The organism is Streptomyces sp. NPDC058691 (genome assembly GCF_042714775.1).
GTDB lineage: Bacteria > Actinomycetota > Actinomycetes > Streptomycetales > Streptomycetaceae > Actinacidiphila.
On record NZ_JBHXSO010000042.1, the window covers coordinates 62,567 to 80,474 of the forward strand.

General features: G+C 72.3%; 16 protein-coding genes and 1 riboswitch. Of the genes, 8 read left to right on the plus strand and 8 right to left on the minus strand.

Annotated features, from left to right (window positions below; all coding sequences use genetic code 11):
- Positions 1-26 precede the first annotated feature (26 nt).
- Positions 27-260, minus strand: coding sequence for a chorismate mutase (locus ACFWVC_RS26785; protein ID WP_384291461.1), 234 nt, complete (start codon positions 258-260; stop codon positions 27-29).
- A 416-nt stretch (positions 261-676) separates the two neighbouring features.
- Here ACFWVC_RS26785 and guaA point away from each other — a divergent pair, with 416 nt between their 5' ends.
- The 3 genes from guaA (at position 677) to ACFWVC_RS26800 (ending at position 3,786) form a co-directional block, all read left to right on the plus strand.
- Positions 677-2,260 carry a glutamine-hydrolyzing GMP synthase gene (guaA, locus tag ACFWVC_RS26790; RefSeq protein ID WP_384291380.1) on the plus strand — a complete coding sequence of 528 codons (1,584 nt, stop codon included), beginning with the start codon at positions 677-679 and terminating at the stop codon, positions 2,258-2,260.
- An 89-nt stretch (positions 2,261-2,349) separates the two neighbouring features.
- Positions 2,350-3,141 carry a class II aldolase/adducin family protein gene (locus tag ACFWVC_RS26795; protein ID WP_384291385.1) on the plus strand — a complete coding sequence of 264 codons (792 nt, stop codon included), beginning with the start codon at positions 2,350-2,352 and terminating at the stop codon, positions 3,139-3,141.
- Positions 3,142-3,264: 123 nt separating this feature from the next.
- Positions 3,265-3,786: a DoxX family protein gene (locus ACFWVC_RS26800; protein WP_384291388.1), complete on the plus strand. Its 522-nt coding sequence runs from the start codon at positions 3,265-3,267 to the stop codon at positions 3,784-3,786.
- Positions 3,787-3,852: 66 nt separating this feature from the next.
- On the opposite strand, the gene ACFWVC_RS26805 is transcribed toward ACFWVC_RS26800, so the two are convergent.
- Both ACFWVC_RS26805 and ACFWVC_RS26810 read right to left on the minus strand, forming a co-directional pair.
- Positions 3,853-4,104, minus strand: a complete 252-nt coding sequence (locus ACFWVC_RS26805; protein ID WP_384291393.1) for a hypothetical protein — start codon at positions 4,102-4,104, stop codon at positions 3,853-3,855.
- Complete coding sequence (locus tag ACFWVC_RS26810) at positions 4,101-5,366, minus strand: PspC domain-containing protein (RefSeq protein WP_384291399.1); 1,266 nt, start codon at positions 5,364-5,366, stop codon at positions 4,101-4,103. The genes ACFWVC_RS26805 and ACFWVC_RS26810 overlap by 4 nt, the downstream gene beginning before the upstream one ends.
- Positions 5,367-5,475: 109 nt before the next feature.
- Here ACFWVC_RS26810 and ACFWVC_RS26815 point away from each other — a divergent pair, with 109 nt between their 5' ends.
- Complete coding sequence (locus ACFWVC_RS26815) at positions 5,476-6,783, plus strand: PspC domain-containing protein (RefSeq protein ID WP_384291402.1); 1,308 nt, start codon at positions 5,476-5,478, stop codon at positions 6,781-6,783.
- Complete coding sequence (locus ACFWVC_RS26820; RefSeq protein ID WP_384291406.1) at positions 6,780-7,451, plus strand: LuxR C-terminal-related transcriptional regulator; 672 nt, start codon at positions 6,780-6,782, stop codon at positions 7,449-7,451. The genes ACFWVC_RS26815 and ACFWVC_RS26820 overlap by 4 nt, the downstream gene beginning before the upstream one ends.
- Positions 7,452-7,497: 46 nt before the next feature.
- Here ACFWVC_RS26820 and ACFWVC_RS26825 read toward each other — a convergent pair whose 3' ends face one another.
- Complete coding sequence (locus tag ACFWVC_RS26825; RefSeq protein ID WP_384291411.1) at positions 7,498-8,571, minus strand: NlpC/P60 family protein; 1,074 nt, start codon at positions 8,569-8,571, stop codon at positions 7,498-7,500.
- A gap of 340 nt (positions 8,572-8,911) precedes the next feature.
- Here ACFWVC_RS26825 and ACFWVC_RS26830 point away from each other — a divergent pair, with 340 nt between their 5' ends.
- Entirely contained in the window at positions 8,912-9,265 is a 354-nt protein-coding gene (locus ACFWVC_RS26830; protein WP_384291415.1) for a hypothetical protein, read from the plus strand.
- A gap of 25 nt (positions 9,266-9,290) precedes the next feature.
- Here the strand turns inward: ACFWVC_RS26830 and ACFWVC_RS26835 are convergent, their stop codons facing one another.
- Positions 9,291-10,427: an NlpC/P60 family protein gene (locus ACFWVC_RS26835; RefSeq protein ID WP_384291421.1), complete on the minus strand. Its 1,137-nt coding sequence runs from the start codon at positions 10,425-10,427 to the stop codon at positions 9,291-9,293.
- Positions 10,428-10,434: 7 nt separating this feature from the next.
- A riboswitch (cyclic di-AMP (ydaO/yuaA leader) is annotated at positions 10,435-10,598 on the minus strand.
- 295 nt (positions 10,599-10,893) lie between these two features.
- Here ACFWVC_RS26835 and pcrA point away from each other — a divergent pair.
- On the plus strand, positions 10,894-13,335 hold the full coding sequence (pcrA, locus tag ACFWVC_RS26840; protein WP_384291427.1) for a DNA helicase PcrA: 2,442 nt from the start codon (positions 10,894-10,896) through the stop codon (positions 13,333-13,335).
- A 48-nt stretch (positions 13,336-13,383) separates the two neighbouring features.
- On the opposite strand, the gene ACFWVC_RS26845 is transcribed toward pcrA, so the two are convergent.
- Both ACFWVC_RS26845 and ACFWVC_RS26850 read right to left on the minus strand, forming a co-directional pair.
- Positions 13,384-14,742 (minus strand): M23 family metallopeptidase, encoded by a 1,359-nt coding sequence (locus ACFWVC_RS26845; RefSeq protein ID WP_384291434.1) that lies wholly within the window; start codon positions 14,740-14,742, stop codon positions 13,384-13,386.
- Between the two features lie 140 nt (positions 14,743-14,882).
- The gene (locus tag ACFWVC_RS26850) at positions 14,883-15,701 is read right to left on the minus strand and encodes an esterase/lipase family protein (RefSeq protein ID WP_384291436.1); all 819 of its coding nucleotides are present in this window, start codon (positions 15,699-15,701) and stop codon (positions 14,883-14,885) included.
- Positions 15,702-15,943: 242 nt separating this feature from the next.
- On the opposite strand from ACFWVC_RS26850, the gene ACFWVC_RS26855 reads away from it, so the two are divergent.
- Complete coding sequence (locus tag ACFWVC_RS26855; RefSeq protein ID WP_384291441.1) at positions 15,944-16,357, plus strand: cobalamin B12-binding domain-containing protein; 414 nt, start codon at positions 15,944-15,946, stop codon at positions 16,355-16,357.
- Positions 16,358-16,400: 43 nt separating this feature from the next.
- Here ACFWVC_RS26855 and ACFWVC_RS26860 read toward each other — a convergent pair.
- Positions 16,401-17,908 (minus strand): DUF5691 domain-containing protein (locus ACFWVC_RS26860; protein ID WP_384291446.1); only part of this gene is annotated, 1,508 nt, incomplete at its 5' end.

A 17,908-nucleotide genomic window follows, 5' to 3' on the forward strand; every position in this document is an offset into this window, starting at 1 on the left:
TCCGGGGGTGCCGTCGCCCGCCCGCCTCAGGCGCGGCCGCGGCACAGCTCCAGCAGGGTCATCGCCAGCCCGGTGCCGGGCTTGCCCAGCTCACCCCGGAAGCGGCCGAGGATCTCCATCTCGCGTGCCAGGTGTACCCGGCGGCCGCCGGACTCGATCCGGGCCCGCTGGATACCGGCCGAGACCGTCATCCTTTCCCGGATCAGCGCGATGATCCGGGCGTCGAGGTCGTCGATGCGCTGCCGCGCCCCGGCGATCACGGTCTCGGCGGTGCGCTCCTGCTCGGGTCGCTCCTGCTCGGGTCGCTCCTGCTCGGGTCGCTCCTGCTCGGGTCGCTCCTGCCCGGGCCGCTCCTGCCCGGGCCGCTCCTGCCCGGAGCGGGCTGCCGTGCTGCTCATGGGTCTCTCCTCGGGGGTCGAGGCTCCCGGCCCGCCCGGGGAGGCATACGCCAGGCGCCCCGGGCCGAGTGGCCCGGGGCGCCTGGTGACGTCTGGAATGCGTTTCCGCGATCAGACAGCACGACCATGGCAGCCGGACCAGCCGGTGCCATAGGTAAACGCGAAGTGCGTGCTGCTGAACATGGCGGACAGTGTGACTCCTCGGGGCGGGGAAGTAAAGCCGTGCGCCCCGGTAGAATCGGCAGGGACCCCACGTTCGACCCGCCGGAAGGCCCACCGTGGCATCAGCGACCCCAGCCGCCCCCGACACCGTTCTCGTCGTCGACTTCGGGGCGCAGTACGCCCAGCTCATCGCCCGCCGTGTCCGTGAGGCGCGGGTCTACAGCGAGATCGTGCCGAGCACCATGCCGGTCCAGGAGATGCTGGCCAAGCGACCGGCCGCGATCATCCTGTCCGGCGGGCCGTCCTCGGTCTACGCCGAGCACGCCCCGCGCCTGGACCGCGCCCTGTTCGAGGCGGGCGTCCCGGTCTTCGGCATGTGCTACGGCTTCCAGCTGATGGCGATCACCCTCGGCGGCGCGGTCGACAACACCGGTGCCCGCGAGTACGGACGTACGCCGCTGCACGTGGGCAAGACCGGCTCGACGCTCTTCGAGGGCACCCCGGCCGAGCATTCCGTGTGGATGTCGCACGGTGACACCTGCTCCGCCGCCCCCGAGGGCTTCGCCGTCACCGCGACCACCGACCTCGTGCCCGTCGCCGCCTTCGAGAACGACGAGAAGAAGCTCTACGGCGTCCAGTACCACCCCGAGGTCCTGCACTCCGAGCACGGCCAGCAGGTGCTGGAGCACTTCCTGTACCGGGGCGCGGGCATCGCGCCGAACTGGACCACGCACAACGTGGTCGAGGAGCAGGTCGCCGCGATCCGCGCCCAGGTCGGCGACAAGCGCGCGATCTGCGGCCTGTCCGGCGGCGTGGACTCCGCGGTCGCCGCGGCCCTGGTCAACAAGGCCATCGGGGAGAAGCTGACCTGCGTCTACGTGGACCACGGCCTGATGCGCAAGGGCGAGTCCGAGCAGGTCGAGAAGGACTTCGTCGCGGCCACCGGCGTGCAGCTGAAGGTCGTCGACGCCGAGGAGCGCTTCCTCGCCGCGCTCGCCGGGGTCTCCGACCCCGAGGAGAAGCGCAAGATCATCGGCCGGGAGTTCATCCGGGTCTTCGAGCAGGCCGCGAGCGAGATCGTCGCCGAGGCCGGCGCGCACGGCGAGTCGGTGGAGTTCCTGGTGCAGGGCACCCTCTACCCGGACGTCGTGGAGTCCGGCGGCGGCACCGGCACCGCCAACATCAAGTCCCACCACAATGTGGGCGGCCTCCCCGAGGACCTGCAGTTCCAGCTCGTCGAGCCGCTGCGCAAGCTGTTCAAGGACGAGGTCCGCATGGTCGGCCAGGAGCTCGGCCTGCCGGAGGAGATCGTCCAGCGCCAGCCCTTCCCGGGCCCGGGGCTCGGCATCCGCATCGTCGGCGAGGTCACCAAGGAGCGTCTGGATCTGCTGCGCGACGCCGACGCCATCGCCCGCGAGGAGCTCACCGCGGCCGGCCTCGACCGCGACATCTGGCAGTGCCCGGTGGTCCTGCTCGCCGACGTCCGCTCCGTGGGCGTCCAGGGCGACGGGCGCACCTACGGTCACCCGATCGTGCTGCGCCCGGTCTCCAGCGAGGACGCCATGACCGCCGACTGGTCACGGCTGCCGTACGAGGTGCTGGCCCGCATCTCCACCCGCATCACCAACGAGGTCGCCGACGTCAACCGCGTCGTGCTGGACGTCACCAGCAAGCCCCCGGGCACCATCGAGTGGGAGTGAGCCCCTGAGTGGGGCCGGCTTGGGGCGGTACGGGGGAAACCTCGTATCGCCCCTGTTCATCTGCCGTACCTCGGGGTAACTTCCGCGCCATGACCGACACCGCGCCGCAGCCCGTACCCCCCGACCAGCTCCATTTCGCCCTGCCGCCGACGTTCGAGGACCCGGCCGAGGAGCGGCGGCACCGCAAGGAGCGACTGGCGGCGGCACTGCGGGCGTTCGGCGGGATGGGGTTCGAGGAGGGCGTGTCGGGCCACATCACGGTCCGCGACCCGGAGTTGGCCGACCACTTCTGGGTGAACCCCTTCGGGGTGCCCTTCGCGCACGTCAGCGTCGGCGAGCTGATCCTGGTCAACCAGCAGGGCGCGGTGGTCGAGGGGCGCCACCACGTCAACCAGGCCGCCTTCACCATCCACGCCCATGTGCACCTGGCCCGCCCCGACGCGGTCGCCGTCGTCCACAGCCACTCCACCTACGGCCGGGCGCTGGCGGCGCTCGGCGAGCGGCTGGAGCCGATCAGCCAGGAGTCGTGCGCCTTCTACGAGGACCACGCGCTGTTCGACGGCTACACCGGGGTGGTCGTCGACGACGCGGAGGCGCGGCGCGTCGCGGTGGTGCTCGGCACCCACAAGGGCGTGATCCTCCGCAACCACGGGCTGCTGACGGTGGGCGAGACGGTGGACGCCGCGGCATGGTGGTTCATGACCATGGAGAAGGCCTGCGAGGTGCAGCTCAGCGCGAAGGCCGCGGGCAAGCCGGTGCTGATCGGCCACGAGGACGCGGTGGCCACCCGGGAGCAGTTGGGACACGATCTGGTCGCCTGGATCAACTATCAGCCGACATATGAGCGGATAGCCCGCCAGAATTCCGAGCTTTTTGATTGAACGGTGGACGGTTGGCGTACGTATCCGCCTATGGCGCTCCCGGAGAACCGATCCGGGAAGGGGCATCGGGCCGGGCGCGGACGCGAGAGGGCGGACGTCATGAGTGTGACGGGTATAGCGGGCATGGGCGGAACACGAGACTCGGGGACGGATCCCTCACAGGGACCGTGGCGGGACACCGCCCGGCGCTACGCGCTGCTGCCCCTGCGCATCTTCCTCGGCGTGACCTTCGTCTACGCCGGGTTCGACAAACTGCTGTCGGACACCTTCTTCACCGACTCGGCGCCGGGCTCCCTGGTCGGCACCCTCAACGGGGTGCGCGGCAGCGCCGCCATCCCCGCGATGGTCGACCTTGCCCTGAAGAGCCCGCACGGCTTCGGCTACGCCATCGCCTTCGGCGAGGTCGCGGTGGGCATCGGCACCCTGGTCGGACTGCTGAGCCGTATCGCCGCCCTGGGCGGCGCGCTCATCTCGCTGAGCCTGTGGCTCACCGTCAGCTGGGCGACCCAGCCGTACTACTACGGCAACGACCTGATCTACCTGATGGCGTGGCTCCCCCTGGTGCTCGCCGGGGCGCCGCAGCTGTCGGTGGACGCGGCCATCGCCCGCCGCAGGGGCGGACGCCGGCGGCGGTTCCACGGCTGACCCGGGCCGGCCGCCGCGCAGGGGCCGGTGAGGGGCACGCCGCCCCGCACCGGCCCTGACGGCTGTCTAGCGGCGCACGCGGTCGTCGCCGGCCGGGGAATCCGAGGGCTCCGAGGGCGGGCCGGCGCGGCGGGACCGGGCGGAACGGGCGATCAGCGCACCGAGTGCAGCCAGCCCGAGGCCGGCGGAGGTCATGGGGACGGCGACGCGCGGCGGCAGGTCGAGCGTGCCGGCGGCGTCCAGCAGGAACACCGCGGCCAGGGCCAGCAGCACCAGCGCGGTGAACAGGGCCGAGGGACGGAAGCCGTGCCGCTTCACTGGCTCACCTTGACCTGTCCGACGCCCATGTCGACCTCCAGTTCCAGCGTTCCGGCGGACTTCTTCCCGTCCACCGGCTCCAGCCTGACCGTCTTGTCCACTCCGGGCTGCACGTCCACGTCCTCGTCCCCGTCGCCGGGGAGCTGGACGTCGCCGAGGCCCACGGTCACGTGCAGTGCCAGGGTGACGTCCGCCGGGACCTTGACGGTGAGCTGCCCCGCGCCCACGTGTGCGCGGGTCGCGACGGTGCGCCCCCCGGGTTTGAGGCGGGACAGGTCCAATGTGGCCTGACCCGTGCCCAGTTCGTAGGAGTCCTGCACGGAGGCGACGGTGGCCGGCGTCCAGGTGCGGTGCCGCCAGTCGTGACCGACGGACTTCGGCAGCACCGACGAGCCGACCAGCAGGGCCGCCGTGAGCACGACCGCGAAGACCGTGCCGCCGCCGAGCCGCCCCCACCACCCGCTCACCGCGAAGCCCAGGCCGAAGACGGCCAGCGCGGCGGCGAGGCCGAACTGCAGGGCGGTGCCGAGCGGCTGGGAGTTCCAGGTGGCGGCGACGCAGGCCGTGGCCGCAGCCACCGCAAGGAAGAACACCGGCACCCCCAGCCAGGCCCCCTCGCGACGGACCGCCTGCCGGCGCCGTCGCCATTCCTTGCGGTCGCGCTCGTCGTCGGAGGGCCCGTCGTCCGGCCCCCACAGGTAGCCTCCGCCGCCCGCGATGGACGCCGCGTCCTCGACGGGTGCGTCCTTCCACCAGGCCGTGGTGGCCGGGGCGGGCGGGGGCTGGGTGGGCGGCGGTGCGGTGCCCGGCACCGGGGCCTGAGCCGTGCGCTGCCGGTGCCGTGACCAGTACACGGCGCCGGCGAACGCCGCCACCAGCCCCAGGGAGAAGGCGAGGTTGCCCCCGCTGCCGAGCAGTGACAGGAACAGCCCGCAGCCCACCAGCGCCATCAGCACGGCGGTCAGCGCGGGGCCCTCCACCCGGCCGGACAGCAGCCGGTGGGCCTCGCTCTCGGCGGGCTCGCCGTTCTCACCGGCCCCCTCGGCCGGGATCAGCAGCCAGCCCAGGCCGTACGCCACCAGCCCGAGGCCGCCGGTGAGCGCGAGCACACCGAGCACGATGCGGAAGACCACCGGGTCGATGTCGAAGTACCGCCCCGCTCCCTCGCAGACGCCCGCGATCACCTTCCGCTCGCGGCTGCGGGTGAGCCCGCGCCGCTGCGGGGCCGCCTCGGGCGTGCCTTGCGTGTACTGCTCCGTCATGGCTCCATGGTGGCGGCCCGCGCGCCCCGCCGGTATCCGGAACGACCCTGACCTGCCATGGGGGCCAACCCTGATACCCACCGTCCGCGAAACGTGTGACGATCGGGGCATGTCACCCGCCGGCCCGCAGACACCCCCGTCCACCGGGGCGTCGTACTTCGCCCCGCCGGACCCGGCCGATCCGCCGGTCCGCAAGCTGTACCGCAGCTCCGAGGGCCGCATGATCGGCGGAGTGGCCCGCGGTCTGGCCGGGCACCTCGGGCTGCCGGTGGCGTGGGTGCGGGTGGTCTTCGTCGTGCTGGCCACCATCCAGGGGCTGGGCATCCTGCTGTACGCGGTCTTCTGGTTCGTCGTGCCGCTCGGCGTCGGCGGGGTCGTGGAGGCCAAGGAGCCGCGCGACGCCCGCTCGTGGCTCGCCGGACGCCGGCCCGACCGGGGCCAGATCGTCGCGCTGCTCGCGCTCGCCGTGGGCCTCGGCATCCTGCTGGACAACCTCGACCTCGGCGCCGCCAACGCCTATGTCTGGCCGCTGCTGCTGATCGGCCTCGGCGTCGCGCTGGTGTGGCGGCAGGCGGACAACGCCCGTCGCGCCCGCTGGGCCGAACTGAGCCGCGGCAAGCGGCTGCTGCCCGTCGCGCGCGGCGCGGCCGGGGTGATCCTGGTGGGCGTCGGGGTGACCGGCTTCCTCGTCGTGCAGGGCTCGGTCAGCCACCTCGGCACCATCCTGCAGGCGGCGCTCGCCGTGCTCGTCGGGGTCGCGCTCATCGCCGGCCCCTACCTCGTCCGGATGACGCAGGACCTGTCGGCGGAGCGCCTCGCGCGCATCCGGGCCCAGGAGCGGGCCGAGGTCGCCGCGCACGTCCACGACTCGGTCCTGCACACCCTGACCCTGATCCAGCGGCACGCCGACGACCCGCGCGAGGTGGCCCGGCTGGCCCGCGCGCAGGAACGCGAGCTGCGCGCCTGGCTCTACCGCCCCGAGGGCAACGGCCGCGAGGACGAGCCGACCACCCTGGCCGACGCGGTGCGCCGGGCGGCGGCGGAGGTGGAGGACGCGCACGGCGTCCAGGTCGAGGTGGTGTGCGTCGGGGACTGCCCGCTGGACGAACGGCTGGTCGCGCAGATGCAGGCGGCCCGCGAGGCCATGGTCAACGCCGCCAAGTACGGTGGCGACGAGCCCGTGCAGGTGTACGCGGAGGTCGAGGGGGACAGGGTCTTCGTGTCCGTCCGCGACCGCGGCCCCGGCTTCGACCTGGACGACGTACCGTCGGACAGGATGGGCGTACGCGAGTCCATCATCGGCCGGATGAGGCGCAACGGCGGCGAGGCGCGGCTGCGCCCCGCGCCGGGCGGGGGGACGGAAGTGGAGCTGGAGATGGAGCGGCAGCAGGACTCGGGATCAGGGAGACCGTCATGAGCAGCGAGCGGCGTGTACGGGTGGTCCTCGTCGACGACCACCGGATGTTCCGGACCGGGGTCCAGGCCGAGATCGGCGAGACCGAGCGGACCGGCGTGGACGTGGTCGGCGAGGCCGCCGACGTCGACCAGGCGGTCACGGTCATCACCGCGACCCGGCCCGACGTCGTGCTGCTCGACGTCCATCTGCCGGGCGGCGGCGGGGTCGAGGTGCTCAAGCGCTGTGCGGGACTGAGCGCGGCCGCCGAACACCCGGTGCGGTTCCTGGCGTTGTCGGTCTCCGACGCCGCCGAGGACGTCATCGGCGTGATCCGCGGCGGGGCCCGCGGCTATGTCACCAAGACCATCACCGGGCCCGACCTGGTCAGTTCGGTCTTCCGGGTCGCCGACGGCGACGCGGTCTTCTCGCCCCGCCTGGCCGGCTTCGTCCTGGACGCCTTCGCCTCCACCGACGCCCCGCCGGTCGACGAGGACCTGGACCGGCTCACCCAGCGCGAGCGCGAGGTGCTGCGCCTGATCGCGCGCGGCTACGCCTACAAGGAAGTGGCCAAGCAGCTCTACATCTCCGTCAAGACGGTCGAGTCGCACGTCTCGGCGGTGCTGCGCAAGCTCCAGCTCTCCAACCGGCACGAACTCACCCGCTGGGCCACCGCCCGCCGGCTGGTCTGAGCGCGGCGGACCACGCGGGGGCCGGCGATCGGTCGGGGGCCGGCGATCAGGCTGGGCGGGCGGCCCCCGCGAAGGGCATCTGGTCGACGGGGGCGATCTTCACCACGTCGCCGGTGCGCGGGGCGTGGATCATCATGCCGTTGCCGATGTACAGGCCGACGTGGCTGATCCCCGAGTAGAAGAACACCAGGTCGCCGGGTTCGAGTTCGGAGCGCGAGATGCGGCTGCCGGTGTTGATCTGGGTGTAGGTCGTGCGCGGCAGTTCGACCCCGGCGGCCCGCCATGCGGCCTGCGTGAAGCCCGAGCAGTCGTACGAGGACGGGCCCGTGGCGCCCCAGACGTAGGGCAGGCCGAGGGAGTCGTACGCGAAGGACACGGCCCGCGCGGCGCGGGCGTTGGGGGCGACCGCGGGCGCCAGGGCCGCCCGTGAGCCGGCGGAGACCGCGCGGCCGGCCCGGTCGCCGGCGCCGGCGGTGCCATGGGCCTCGTCCGCCAGGACGGCGGCGCGCTGCCCGGCGGTCAGCCCGTTCAGCAGGCGCTGCGCCGAGGCGAGCCGCTCCTGGACGGTGCGCTTGTGGCGGGCGAGCTCGGCGCGGGACCGGCGCAGCTCGGTGAGCTCGCTGTCGGCCTCCTTGCGCAGTTGCTCGACCTCGCGCTTCTGGGCGCCCAGGGCGTGCAGCGCGGCCGCCTGACGGCTGCTCATGCGGTCCAGCAGCCCGGCGCGTTCGAGGTACTGGTCGGGTGAGGAGGCCAGGGCGAGCTGCATGGCCGGATCGACGCCGCCGGTGCGGTACTGGGCGGTGGCGATCGACCCGAGGCCGTTGCGGGTGCGGTTGAGGCGCTCGGTCCTGCGGGCGAGCTCGTTTTGCAGGTCCTCGATCCGGTGCTGGACCGTGTCGGCCTTCTCCTTCGCGCCGTTGTACCGCTCGGTGGCCTGCTCGGCCTCCTCGTACAGCCGGTCCACCCGGGCCTTGGCCTCGGAGGTGGTCAGCCGGGGCTCGGCGTGCCCGGCCTCACCGAACACCGTCACCGAGGCCGCTCCCGCGATGGCGAGGGTGGCGGCCGTGCGCGCGGTGGAGCCGGTGAGAGTGCGCTCCTTGGGCTTTCTGTGCGACGCCACGCGCCGTCACTCCTTCCGAGCTGCCGGACTTGCTGCCCGCGGCCCGGCGGCGGACGGACGGGGAGCCGCGCCGCCGCCGGGCCTTCGGCGGGGGTGACCGATGCCGACGGCGAGTCCCGCCGGCAGTGGGGATCGGCCACCTGGTGCAGGACGCTAAACCTGTGCGTCGCCGGACAGCGGTGCAGTGTGCGGGACTGGTCCGATTCGGCCGCTACCTGCCATCCGATGACCGCTGTTCGACGGGTGACCCGGTCGCTTGCGGTCCAGCCGTGACCGATGTGCCGGAAGTGGCCCACCTCGGTGCCGAGTGCTGATACGGGCGTGACTAGGGTCCTGAGCCATGGACATAGTCATCAATCTCGTCGTCGGCCTGCACATCATCGGCATCGCCGCCCTGCTCGGCGGCTTCCTCACCCAGATGAAGGCCATGGGCCGCGGCGAGGCGCGCTTCGTGCCGGGGATGCTGCACGGGGCGCTCACCATGCTGGTCACCGGCGCGCTCCTGGTCGGCCTCAACCAGGCCGACGACCAGCCGGTGAACAACGTCAAGATCGGCGTGAAGCTGGCCGTGCTGGTGGTGGTCCTCGGCCTCGTCTACGTCAAGCGCGACGAGGAGAAGGTGTCGGCGGCGGCCTTCGGCACGGTGGGCGCGCTGACCACCGCCAACATCTTCATCGCGGTGCTCTGGACCTGAGTCCCTTCGCGGGGAGGCGCGGGACTCAGGCCATCCGGGCGTAGCCGTAGATCGGCATCTCGGTGATCGGGGCGATCTTCACCACGGTGCCCGTGTGGGGTGCGTGGATCATCTGGCCGCCGCCGATGTAGAGGCCGACGTGGGTCACGTCCGAGTAGAAGAAGACCAGGTCCCCGGGTTGCAGCTGGTCCGCGGTGACGCGCGAGCCGAAGTCGACCTGGTCGTAGGTGGTACGGGGGATGGAGACGCCGGCGGCGGCCCAGGCGCCCTGGGTCAGGCCGGAGCAGTCGAAGGAGTTGGGGCCGGTGGCGCCGTAGACGTAGGGCTTGCCGATCTGGGCGCGGGCGAAGGCGATCGCCTTCTCGGCCTTGGCGGCGTACGTGCCCGGCGCGGCCGTGGTCGAGCCGCCGGACGTGTCCGAGGACGAGGACGTGCCCCCGGCCGCGTTCCGCGCCGCCTCCTCCTTGGCGGCGATGGCGCGGGCCTTGGCGGCGGCCTCCTCCTCGCGCTTCTTCTCCAGGGCGGCCAGCCGCGCCTTCTCCTGCGCGGTCAAGGTGTTGAGCAGCTTCTGCGCGTCGGCCAGCTTCTCCTTGACCGCCTTCTTCTCCGTGGCCAGCCTCGTCTGGGCCTCGGTGAGCTTCTGCAGGCTCTGCACGGCCTCCGTGCGCTTCTGCGTGGTCTCCGCCTGCTGCGTGCGGAAGGCCTCCATCGCGTGCTCCTGGCGGTCGGACAGGCGGTCCATCAGGTGCGCCTGGTCCAGGAACTGCTGCGGGTCGGAGGTGAGCAGGAAGGTCGTCGTGCCGTCCAGGCCGCCGCCGCGGTACTGCGCCGTGGCGTACTCGCCTATCGTGCGGCGGGCGTCGTTGAGCGTCTGCGTCTTGCGGGCCACCTGGTCGAGCAACTCGTCCGCGTGCGACCGCTGCTTGTCGGTCTGCTCCTTGGCGCCGTTGTAGCGCTCGGTGGCCGCCTCGGCCTGGTGGTAGAGGGCGTCCACCTTGGCCTTGACCTCGGTGATGGAGGGTTTGTCGGGGGAGGCGGGCGCCGCGCTGGCGCTCTCGCCGAAGAGGGTGACGGTCGCCAGTGCGGCGGTCGTGAGCCCCACGGCCGTGCGCGGGCCGGGGACGGTGAGCATGCGGGGTCGCGGCTTGCGGTGCGTCGCCAACTCGGGCGGCTCCTTCCGTGGACCGCCTACCGGGTTAGCTGTCGGGTTCGGGCTTCGGAAGGCCGCCCTACGGTCGTCCGGGCACACGCGCGGTGCGCCCGTACGGACCGATTCACCCCAAAGTGGTGGGTCCCCGGCTCCGGCGGTCGCCGGACTCAGCGGAGGCGGCCGTGACGGCTCGGTCGCCGCCGTTCGGTGCGGACCGCCTGATGCGGCACGGTAGTCAACTGGGGTGGCTCCTGGGAAGGCTGGTGTTCGAATTGTCCGCAATCATTTCGTGACCTTTACGCTCCGGGCCGTTGTCCGCCCCTCCGGCGGCCCTTCTGTGTGGGTGCGAGGCCGCTTCGACGGGGGTGCGACGCCCTCCGGCAACCCTCCCCGGTTCTCGCCCGCGTGCCTTCCGCGCCCGCCGGGCTCCCGGAAGCGGCGCACCGCTGTCGGTCCCACCGCCTAGACTCGGGAGGCGATGAGCAGCCTCTTTGACGACAGCTTCCTGGCCGGCTTCGAACCGAGGGAGGAGCACCCGCCGCCGCCCCCCGAGGAGGAGGCCGAGGCGGTTCCGCACGACCTCTTCGAGGGGCGCTTCGACGCGCCCGCCGACCGGGACGCGTACTACCGCGACGGCGCGCCGCGCCCCGCCATCGACCCCGCGGCTCTGCTGGAGGGGCTCAACGAGCAGCAACGCGCCGCCGTGGAGCACACCGGCTCCCCGCTGCTCATCGTCGCGGGCGCCGGCTCCGGCAAGACCCGGGTGCTCACCCACCGCATCGCCCACCTGCTGGGCGCCCGCAAGGTGCACCCCGGCCAGATCCTCGCGATCACCTTCACCAACAAGGCCGCGGGCGAGATGAAGGAGCGCGTCGAGCAACTCGTCGGCCCGCGCGCCAATGTGATGTGGGTCTCCACCTTCCACAGCGCCTGCGTCCGCATCCTGCGCCGGGAGTCCAAGAAGCTCGGCTTCACCTCCAGCTTCTCCATCTACGACGCGGCCGACTCCAAGCGCCTGATGGCGCTGGTCTGCCGCGACCTGGACCTGGACCCCAAGCAGTTCCCGCCGAAGTCCTTCAGCGCCAAGGTCTCCAACCTCAAGAACGAGCTCATCGACGAGGAGACCTTCGCCGACCAGGCCGAGAACCCCTTCGAGAAGAAGCTCGCCGAGGCCTACGCGATGTACCAGTCGCGGCTGCGCGAGGCCAACGCGCTCGACTTCGACGACATCATCATGACCACGGTCAACCTGCTCCAGGTCTTCCCGGACGTCGCCGAGCACTACCGGCGCCGCTTCCGCCACGTCCTCGTCGACGAGTACCAGGACACCAACCACGCCCAGTACACCCTGGTGCGCGAGCTGGTCGGCACCGGGACGGGGGACGCGGAGGAGGGCGGCGAGGGGCCCGCCGAGCTGTGCGTGGTCGGTGACGCCGACCAGAGCATCTACGCCTTCCGCGGCGCCACCATCCGCAACATCCTCCAGTTCGAGGAGGACTACCCGCAGGCGCGCACGATCCTGCTGGAGCAGAACTACCGCTCCACCCAGAACATCCTGACCGCCGCCAACGCCGTCATCGAGCGCAACGCCTCCCGCCGCCCGAAGAACCTGTGGACGGAGGCCGGCCAGGGCCCGGTCATCACCGGCTACGTCGCCGACCAGGAGCACGACGAGGCGCAGTTCATCGCCGACGAGATCGACCGGCTCACCGACGCCGGTGACGCCCGTCCCGGCGAGGTCGCGGTCTTCTACCGCACCAACGCGCAGTCCCGTGTCTTCGAAGAGGTCTTCATCCGCGTCGGCCTGCCGTACAAGGTCGTCGGCGGAGTCCGCTTCTACGAGCGCAAGGAGGTCCGGGACGTCCTGGCCTACCTGCGCGTGCTCGCCAACCCCGAGGACACCGTCCCGCTGCGCCGCATCCTCAACGTGCCCAAGCGGGGCATCGGCGAGCGCGCCGAGGCCATGGTCGACGCCCTTGCCTCGCGCGAGCGGATCTCCTTCCCCGCGGCGCTGCGCCGGGTCGACGAGGCCTTCGGCATGGCCGCCCGCTCGGTCAACGCCGTGAAGCGCTTCAACGAGCTGCTGGAGGAACTGCGCACGATCGTGGAGTCCGGCGCCGGCCCCGCCACCGTCCTGGAGGCGGTGCTGGAGCGCACGGGCTACCTGGCCGAGCTCCAGGCCTCCACCGACCCGCAGGACGAGACCCGCGTCGAGAACCTCCAGGAACTCGCGGCGGTGGCCCTGGAGTTCGAGCAGGAGCGCACCGAGGACGAGCCCGGCACGCTCGCCGAGTTCCTGGAGCGCGTCGCGCTGGTCGCCGACTCCGACCAGATCCCGGACGACGACGAGGGCGGCGGCGTCATAACGCTGATGACCCTCCACACCGCCAAGGGCCTGGAGTTCCCGGTGGTCTTCCTGACCGGCATGGAGGACGGGGTCTTCCCGCACATGCGCGCGCTCGGCCAGACCAAGGAGCTGGAGGAGGAGCGCCGGCTCGCCTACGTCGGCATCACGCGGGCGCGCCGGCGGCTGTACGTGACGCGGGCGAGCATGCGCAGCGCGTGGGGCCAGCCGTCGTACAACCCGCCCTCCCGCTTCCTGGAGGAGATCCCGGAGCCGCTCATCGAGTGGCGGCGCACGGGATCCTCCCCGGCACCGTCGGCCTCGGTGTCGGCGGCGGCCTCGATGCTGTCGCGCTCCCCGGCCAAGGGCGGCCCGTCCGGTTTCGCCACCCGGCGCACCCAGGACCGGCCGGTCGTCGCGCTGGCGGTGGGGGACCGGGTCAACCACGACACCTTCGGGCTGGGCACGGTCGTCTCGGTCGACGGCAGCGGTGAGAAGGCCAAGGCCACCATCGACTTCGGCGACGAGCGGCCGAAGGTGCTGCTGCTGCGCTACGCGCCGGTGGAGAAGCTCTAGCGGGTCCGGGCTTAAGGCTTGGGGCGGGGGGTCTCGCGGGCCCGCCGCTCAGCGCGGGTCGAGACCGTGGCTGAGCAGCCACGGCAGCGGGTCGACGGCCGAGCCGCCGGCGGGGCGCACCTCGAAGTGCAGGTGCGGCCCGGTGGAGTTGCCCGAATTGCCGGAATAGGCGATGACCTCGCCGGCCTTGACGCTGCCCCAGCGGATCTTGGTGCTGCTCAGATGGCAGTACCAGGTCTCGGTGCCGTCAGGCGCGGTCACAATGGCCATGTTGCCGTAAGCGCTGTTCCACTGCGTGCGGACGGTGCCGTCGGTCGCGGCCATCACGGGGGTGCCGTAACTGACCGGGAAGTCGATGCCCGTGTGGACCGACATCCAGTTGACGCCCGCCTGACCGAAGTACGCGCTCAGGCCGTGCTCGGACACGGGGAGCAGGAACTTGGGGCGCAGCGCCTCCTTGCGGGCCGCCTCCGCCGCCTTCTTCTTCCGCTCCGCGGCCTGGCGCTCCTTGATGTCGAGGCGTTCCTGGGTGCGGCTGGCACGGGAGGCGAAGTCGTCGACGTCCCGGTTCACCCCGGCCAGCTGCTGGTCGAGCTTGGTGGTGGGGGTCTTGGCGCTGCCGACGATGCCGTCCGCCTGCGTCGTGGTGGTGTCGCCTTCCTCGGTGTTGACGGTCACGGCGGCGGCGCAGGCCGCGACGCCCATGACGGCGACGGAGGGGACGGCGACGGTCAGCAGTGCCGAGCGGCGGGCGGGGCGGCGCCGGCGGCTGCCGGCGCGGGGGCGGGGCAGGACGGGCGCGCCGTCCGGGTCCGCGTCGTGCGCGGGGTCGTACTCCTCCGGCTCGGTGCCGTGCGGGTCCTCGCCGTGGAGGTCGTGGCCGGCGGTGTCCTGCTCGTCGAACGGGTAGGCGTCCTCGTCGTCGGCGTAGTCCTCGACGGTGGCCCCATGGGCACCGTCCTCCGGCTCGCGGGCGTGGGGCACATACGCGTGCGGTTCGTGCGTGAGGGGTTCGTGCTGGAGGGGTTCGTCGGAGAAGGGCTCGTGCGGGAGGGCGGGCTCCGGCTCCTGGTACTCGTACACCGGGGCGTGCTCGTACGCCGTGTAGTCGTATCCCTCGGCCACGGGCTGTGTGTACCAGGTGCCCGTGGCCGTGCCGGCGGGGTCGGCGTAGGCGGCGGTCGCGGCGGTGGTGTCCTGGGGCTGCCAGTAGGCGGTCGCGGTCGTGTCCCACGAGCCGGTGGCCTGGGTGCCGGTGTCGTACGCGGGGTAGCCCTGGCACGTGCCGAACAGCGGGTCGTCATCCGTGTTGACAGCACCCACGGACTGGTACGGGGCGCTGGAATAGCCCTCGTACCCGTAGGCGTTGTACTCAGGGGCGTACCCCGACGGGTGACGGTCGTTCACCGCTACTCTTTCGCCTCGGCAGCAGGAGAATTAGCGGCGACTGTATCCCCCTGCGGCCGACGGCGACAATCTTCGGCAGGATTCAGGCATCGGTGATGCCTTGTGTTCGATGGCGTTTCGATGCTTATGGGGCAGGTCCGTCACGCCGCGTCGACGGCCCCGGATGCCCGTTCCTCGCCCAGCAGCGCCTGCCGGATACCGGCCGCGATGGCGGCATGCACCGGCATGGTCAGATGCCCGACGCCCGCGACGTGCACATTGCGGGCGATGAGGTCGGGATGGTCCAGCCGGGCCGCCTCGACCGGGCTCATCATCTCGTCCCAATCGCTCCAGAACGCCACGAAACGGGTACGGCAGCCGGGCGCCGGCTCGGCCAGTTCCTCTATCAGGTCGGAGTTGGGCCGCATCTGCCGGACGATGGGGTGCGGGTTGAGCAGGGGTGCGGCGCGAGTGCCGGAGTGCGGGGTGCCGAGGGTGATCACGGTGCGTACACGGCTGTCCCCGCCCAGTCGCTGCGTGTAGTAGCGCGCGATGAGCCCGCCGAGGCTGTGGCCCACGATGTCCACCTGGCTGTGGCCCGTCTGCTCGCAGATCTGCTCCACGTGACGGCCGAGCAGTGCCGCGGCCGTGCGGATGTCGCAGGTCAGAGGGGAGTAGTTGACTGCCTGTACATGCGGCCAGCCGTGCCGGCGCAGCGAGCGTCGGAGCATCGCGAAAACCGAACGGTTGTCCACGAAGCCGTGCAGCAGCAACACCGGCGGGTGACTGCGGCCCGCGGTGGGGATGCGGGTCGGTTCCTCCGGCTCGCCGACCGAAAGCTCCGGCCCGCGCTCCTGGAAGATGCCGGTCGGGTACAGGAAGACATGACCGGTAAGGATGGCGATCTCGATCGCCGCGGCTCGTACGTAGGCCGCCTGACGAACCAGACGGTCTCCGACACCGAAAGACAGGACGCCCATGGCCTACCTCCCGTGCGGCACACGGAGACGGCTCTGTCCCCCATGCGCCGAGAACGCAAAAGCCCGCGTCGCCTGCTCAACCGATGACGACCACGGGCCGAACGCGTTTCTAACGTGAACGTGTCCCAATGGGTAATTTCCCCCTCGGAGGGCTTCGCGAAACTGTCCGCTCGGGGGATGCTGGCGATAACGTTCGTTCACTGATGTGCCCGCTGAGCGCAGTAATCGTGTTGGAGGCAGTGATGGGAGTGTCCGGTCCGATCCGGGTCGTGGTGGCCAAACCGGGGCTTGACGGTCACGACCGCGGGGCCAAGGTCATCGCCCGAGCGCTGCGCGATGCCGGTATGGAGGTCATCTACACCGGCCTGCACCAGACGCCCGAACAGATCGTCGGCACCGCGATCCAGGAGGACGCCGACGCGATCGGGCTGTCCATCCTGTCCGGCGCCCACATGACGCTCTTCGCCAAGGTGCTGGAGCTGCTCAAGGAGCGCGACGCGAGCGACATCAAGGTCTTCGGCGGCGGCATCATCCCCGAGGACGACATGGCCCCGCTGCGTGAACTGGGCGTCGCCGCGATCTTCACCCCCGGCGCGACGACTTCTGAGGTCGTGGACTGGGTCAACGCCAACATCCGGCAGCCCGCAGGGGCCTGATCGCGGCCTGACCAGGGCTGCGGGGGTTCGCGACCTCCGCGGCTCAGGCCAGTTCCTCGCTCATCGTCGCGCGCAGTCGCAGGGTGCCCACCAGGCGCTGGAAGGCCTCGGCCCAGTAGGCGCCCGCGCCCGGTGAGGTGTCGGCCGATTCCGCGGGCACCGCGGTGAGCGGGGTCGCGCGGTCGGCCTCCGCCGGGTCCAGGCAGCGCTCGGCGAGGCCCATGACCCCGCTGAAGCTCCATGGGTAGCTGCCGGCGTCGCGGGCGATGTCCAGCGCGTCCACGACCGCCCGTCCCAGTGGTTCCGCCCAGGGAACGGCGCACACGGCGAGCATCTGGAACGCCTCCGACAGGCCGTGCGAGGCGATGAAGCGCGCCACCCACGCGGCCCTCTCGGCGGCCGGGAGCACCGCCAGCAGCTTCGCGGGGTCGCCCACCGGCGCGACCGCCGTCGCCGTGGTCGGTATCGGCCCGAGCAGCGCCCGGGCCCAGTCCGCGTCGCGCTGGCGGACCGCCGCCCGGCACCAGGCCGCGTGCAGGTCGCCCTGCCAGTCGTCGGCGACCGGCAGCGCGATGATCTCCTGCGGTGTGCGGCCGCCGAACCGCTCCGGCCATGTCCCGAGCGGCGCCGCGTCCACCACCTGGCCGAACCACCACGACCGCTCGCCCCGCCCGGCCGGGGGTATCGCCACCACACCGTCGCGTTCCATCGCCGCGTCGCACTCGTACGGCGCCTCCACCACGATCCGGCCCTCCCCGGCGTCCCAGGACACGGAGGTACGGGCCCTGGCCGCCATGCGGCCGGCCAGGGCGGAGCCGGGCAGGGCGGAGAGCAGTTCGGCGGCGGTGGCCCGCACATTGCGGCTGCGGTCGGAGAGCGCCTGCTCCAGGAAGGGCTCGTCGGCGAAGGACAGGCCCTCGCGCAGCGAGTCCAGGAACATCAGGCGGTCCTCGGCCCGCTCGCCGCTCCACCCGGAACGCAGCAGTTCCAGCGCACCCTGGGGGTCGCGGGCCCGCAGGCGCACAAGCAGCGCCACCCGCTCGGCGAACAGGCCCTCGTCCCACAGCCGTCGCGCCTCGGGGCCGTTCGCCGCGCTCCCGGCGTCGGGTGCTGCCCCCGAGGCGCCCGCCCGCAGCGCGAAGCGCCAGTCCGCGTTCAGTTCCGCCAGCCACAGTCCGCGCGGGCCCGCCAGGGCGAGCGCGTCCGGTCTCAGGTCGGTGCGGGCGCGGGCGGCGTCGAGCAGTGCGGGCAGCAGCTCCGGCGGGGCCGCGTAACCGCGCCCGGTGGCCTCGCCGAGCCACTGCGGCAGCAGCTCGGCGAGATTGGGCGCCGCGCCGCGCCGGCCGCCGCTTCCGCCCGACCGGTCCGCGAGCAGCAGCCCGAGCCGCCGCCGCGCGGCGGGCGGCAGGGCGGGCCGCGGATCGTCCGGCGCCGCGGGCGGCCGCGGCCCCCCCGCGGCCCGCCCCCCCCCCCCCCCCCGCCCGAACACCGCGCCCCCCGCGGGGGGGGGCCCGTGTGCGGGGGGACCCCCCCAGCGGGGGGGGGCCCAAA

Excerpts from the sequence above, each read along its gene's own strand:
- ACFWVC_RS26795 (WP_384291385.1), top strand. The coding sequence starts at position 2,350 with ATGACCGACACCGCGCCGCAGCCCGTACCCCCCGACCAGCTCCATTTC.
- ACFWVC_RS26800 (WP_384291388.1), top strand. The coding sequence starts at position 3,265 with ATGGGCGGAACACGAGACTCGGGGACGGATCCCTCACAGGGACCGTGG.
- ACFWVC_RS26810 (WP_384291399.1), bottom strand. The coding sequence starts at position 5,366 with ATGACGGAGCAGTACACGCAAGGCACGCCCGAGGCGGCCCCGCAGCGG.
- ACFWVC_RS26815 (WP_384291402.1), top strand. The coding sequence starts at position 5,476 with ATGTCACCCGCCGGCCCGCAGACACCCCCGTCCACCGGGGCGTCGTAC.
- ACFWVC_RS26820 (WP_384291406.1), top strand. The coding sequence starts at position 6,780 with ATGAGCAGCGAGCGGCGTGTACGGGTGGTCCTCGTCGACGACCACCGG.
- ACFWVC_RS26830 (WP_384291415.1), top strand. The coding sequence starts at position 8,912 with ATGGACATAGTCATCAATCTCGTCGTCGGCCTGCACATCATCGGCATC.
- pcrA (WP_384291427.1), top strand. The coding sequence starts at position 10,894 with ATGAGCAGCCTCTTTGACGACAGCTTCCTGGCCGGCTTCGAACCGAGG.
- ACFWVC_RS26850 (WP_384291436.1), bottom strand. The coding sequence starts at position 15,701 with ATGGGCGTCCTGTCTTTCGGTGTCGGAGACCGTCTGGTTCGTCAGGCG.
- ACFWVC_RS26855 (WP_384291441.1), top strand. The coding sequence starts at position 15,944 with ATGGGAGTGTCCGGTCCGATCCGGGTCGTGGTGGCCAAACCGGGGCTT.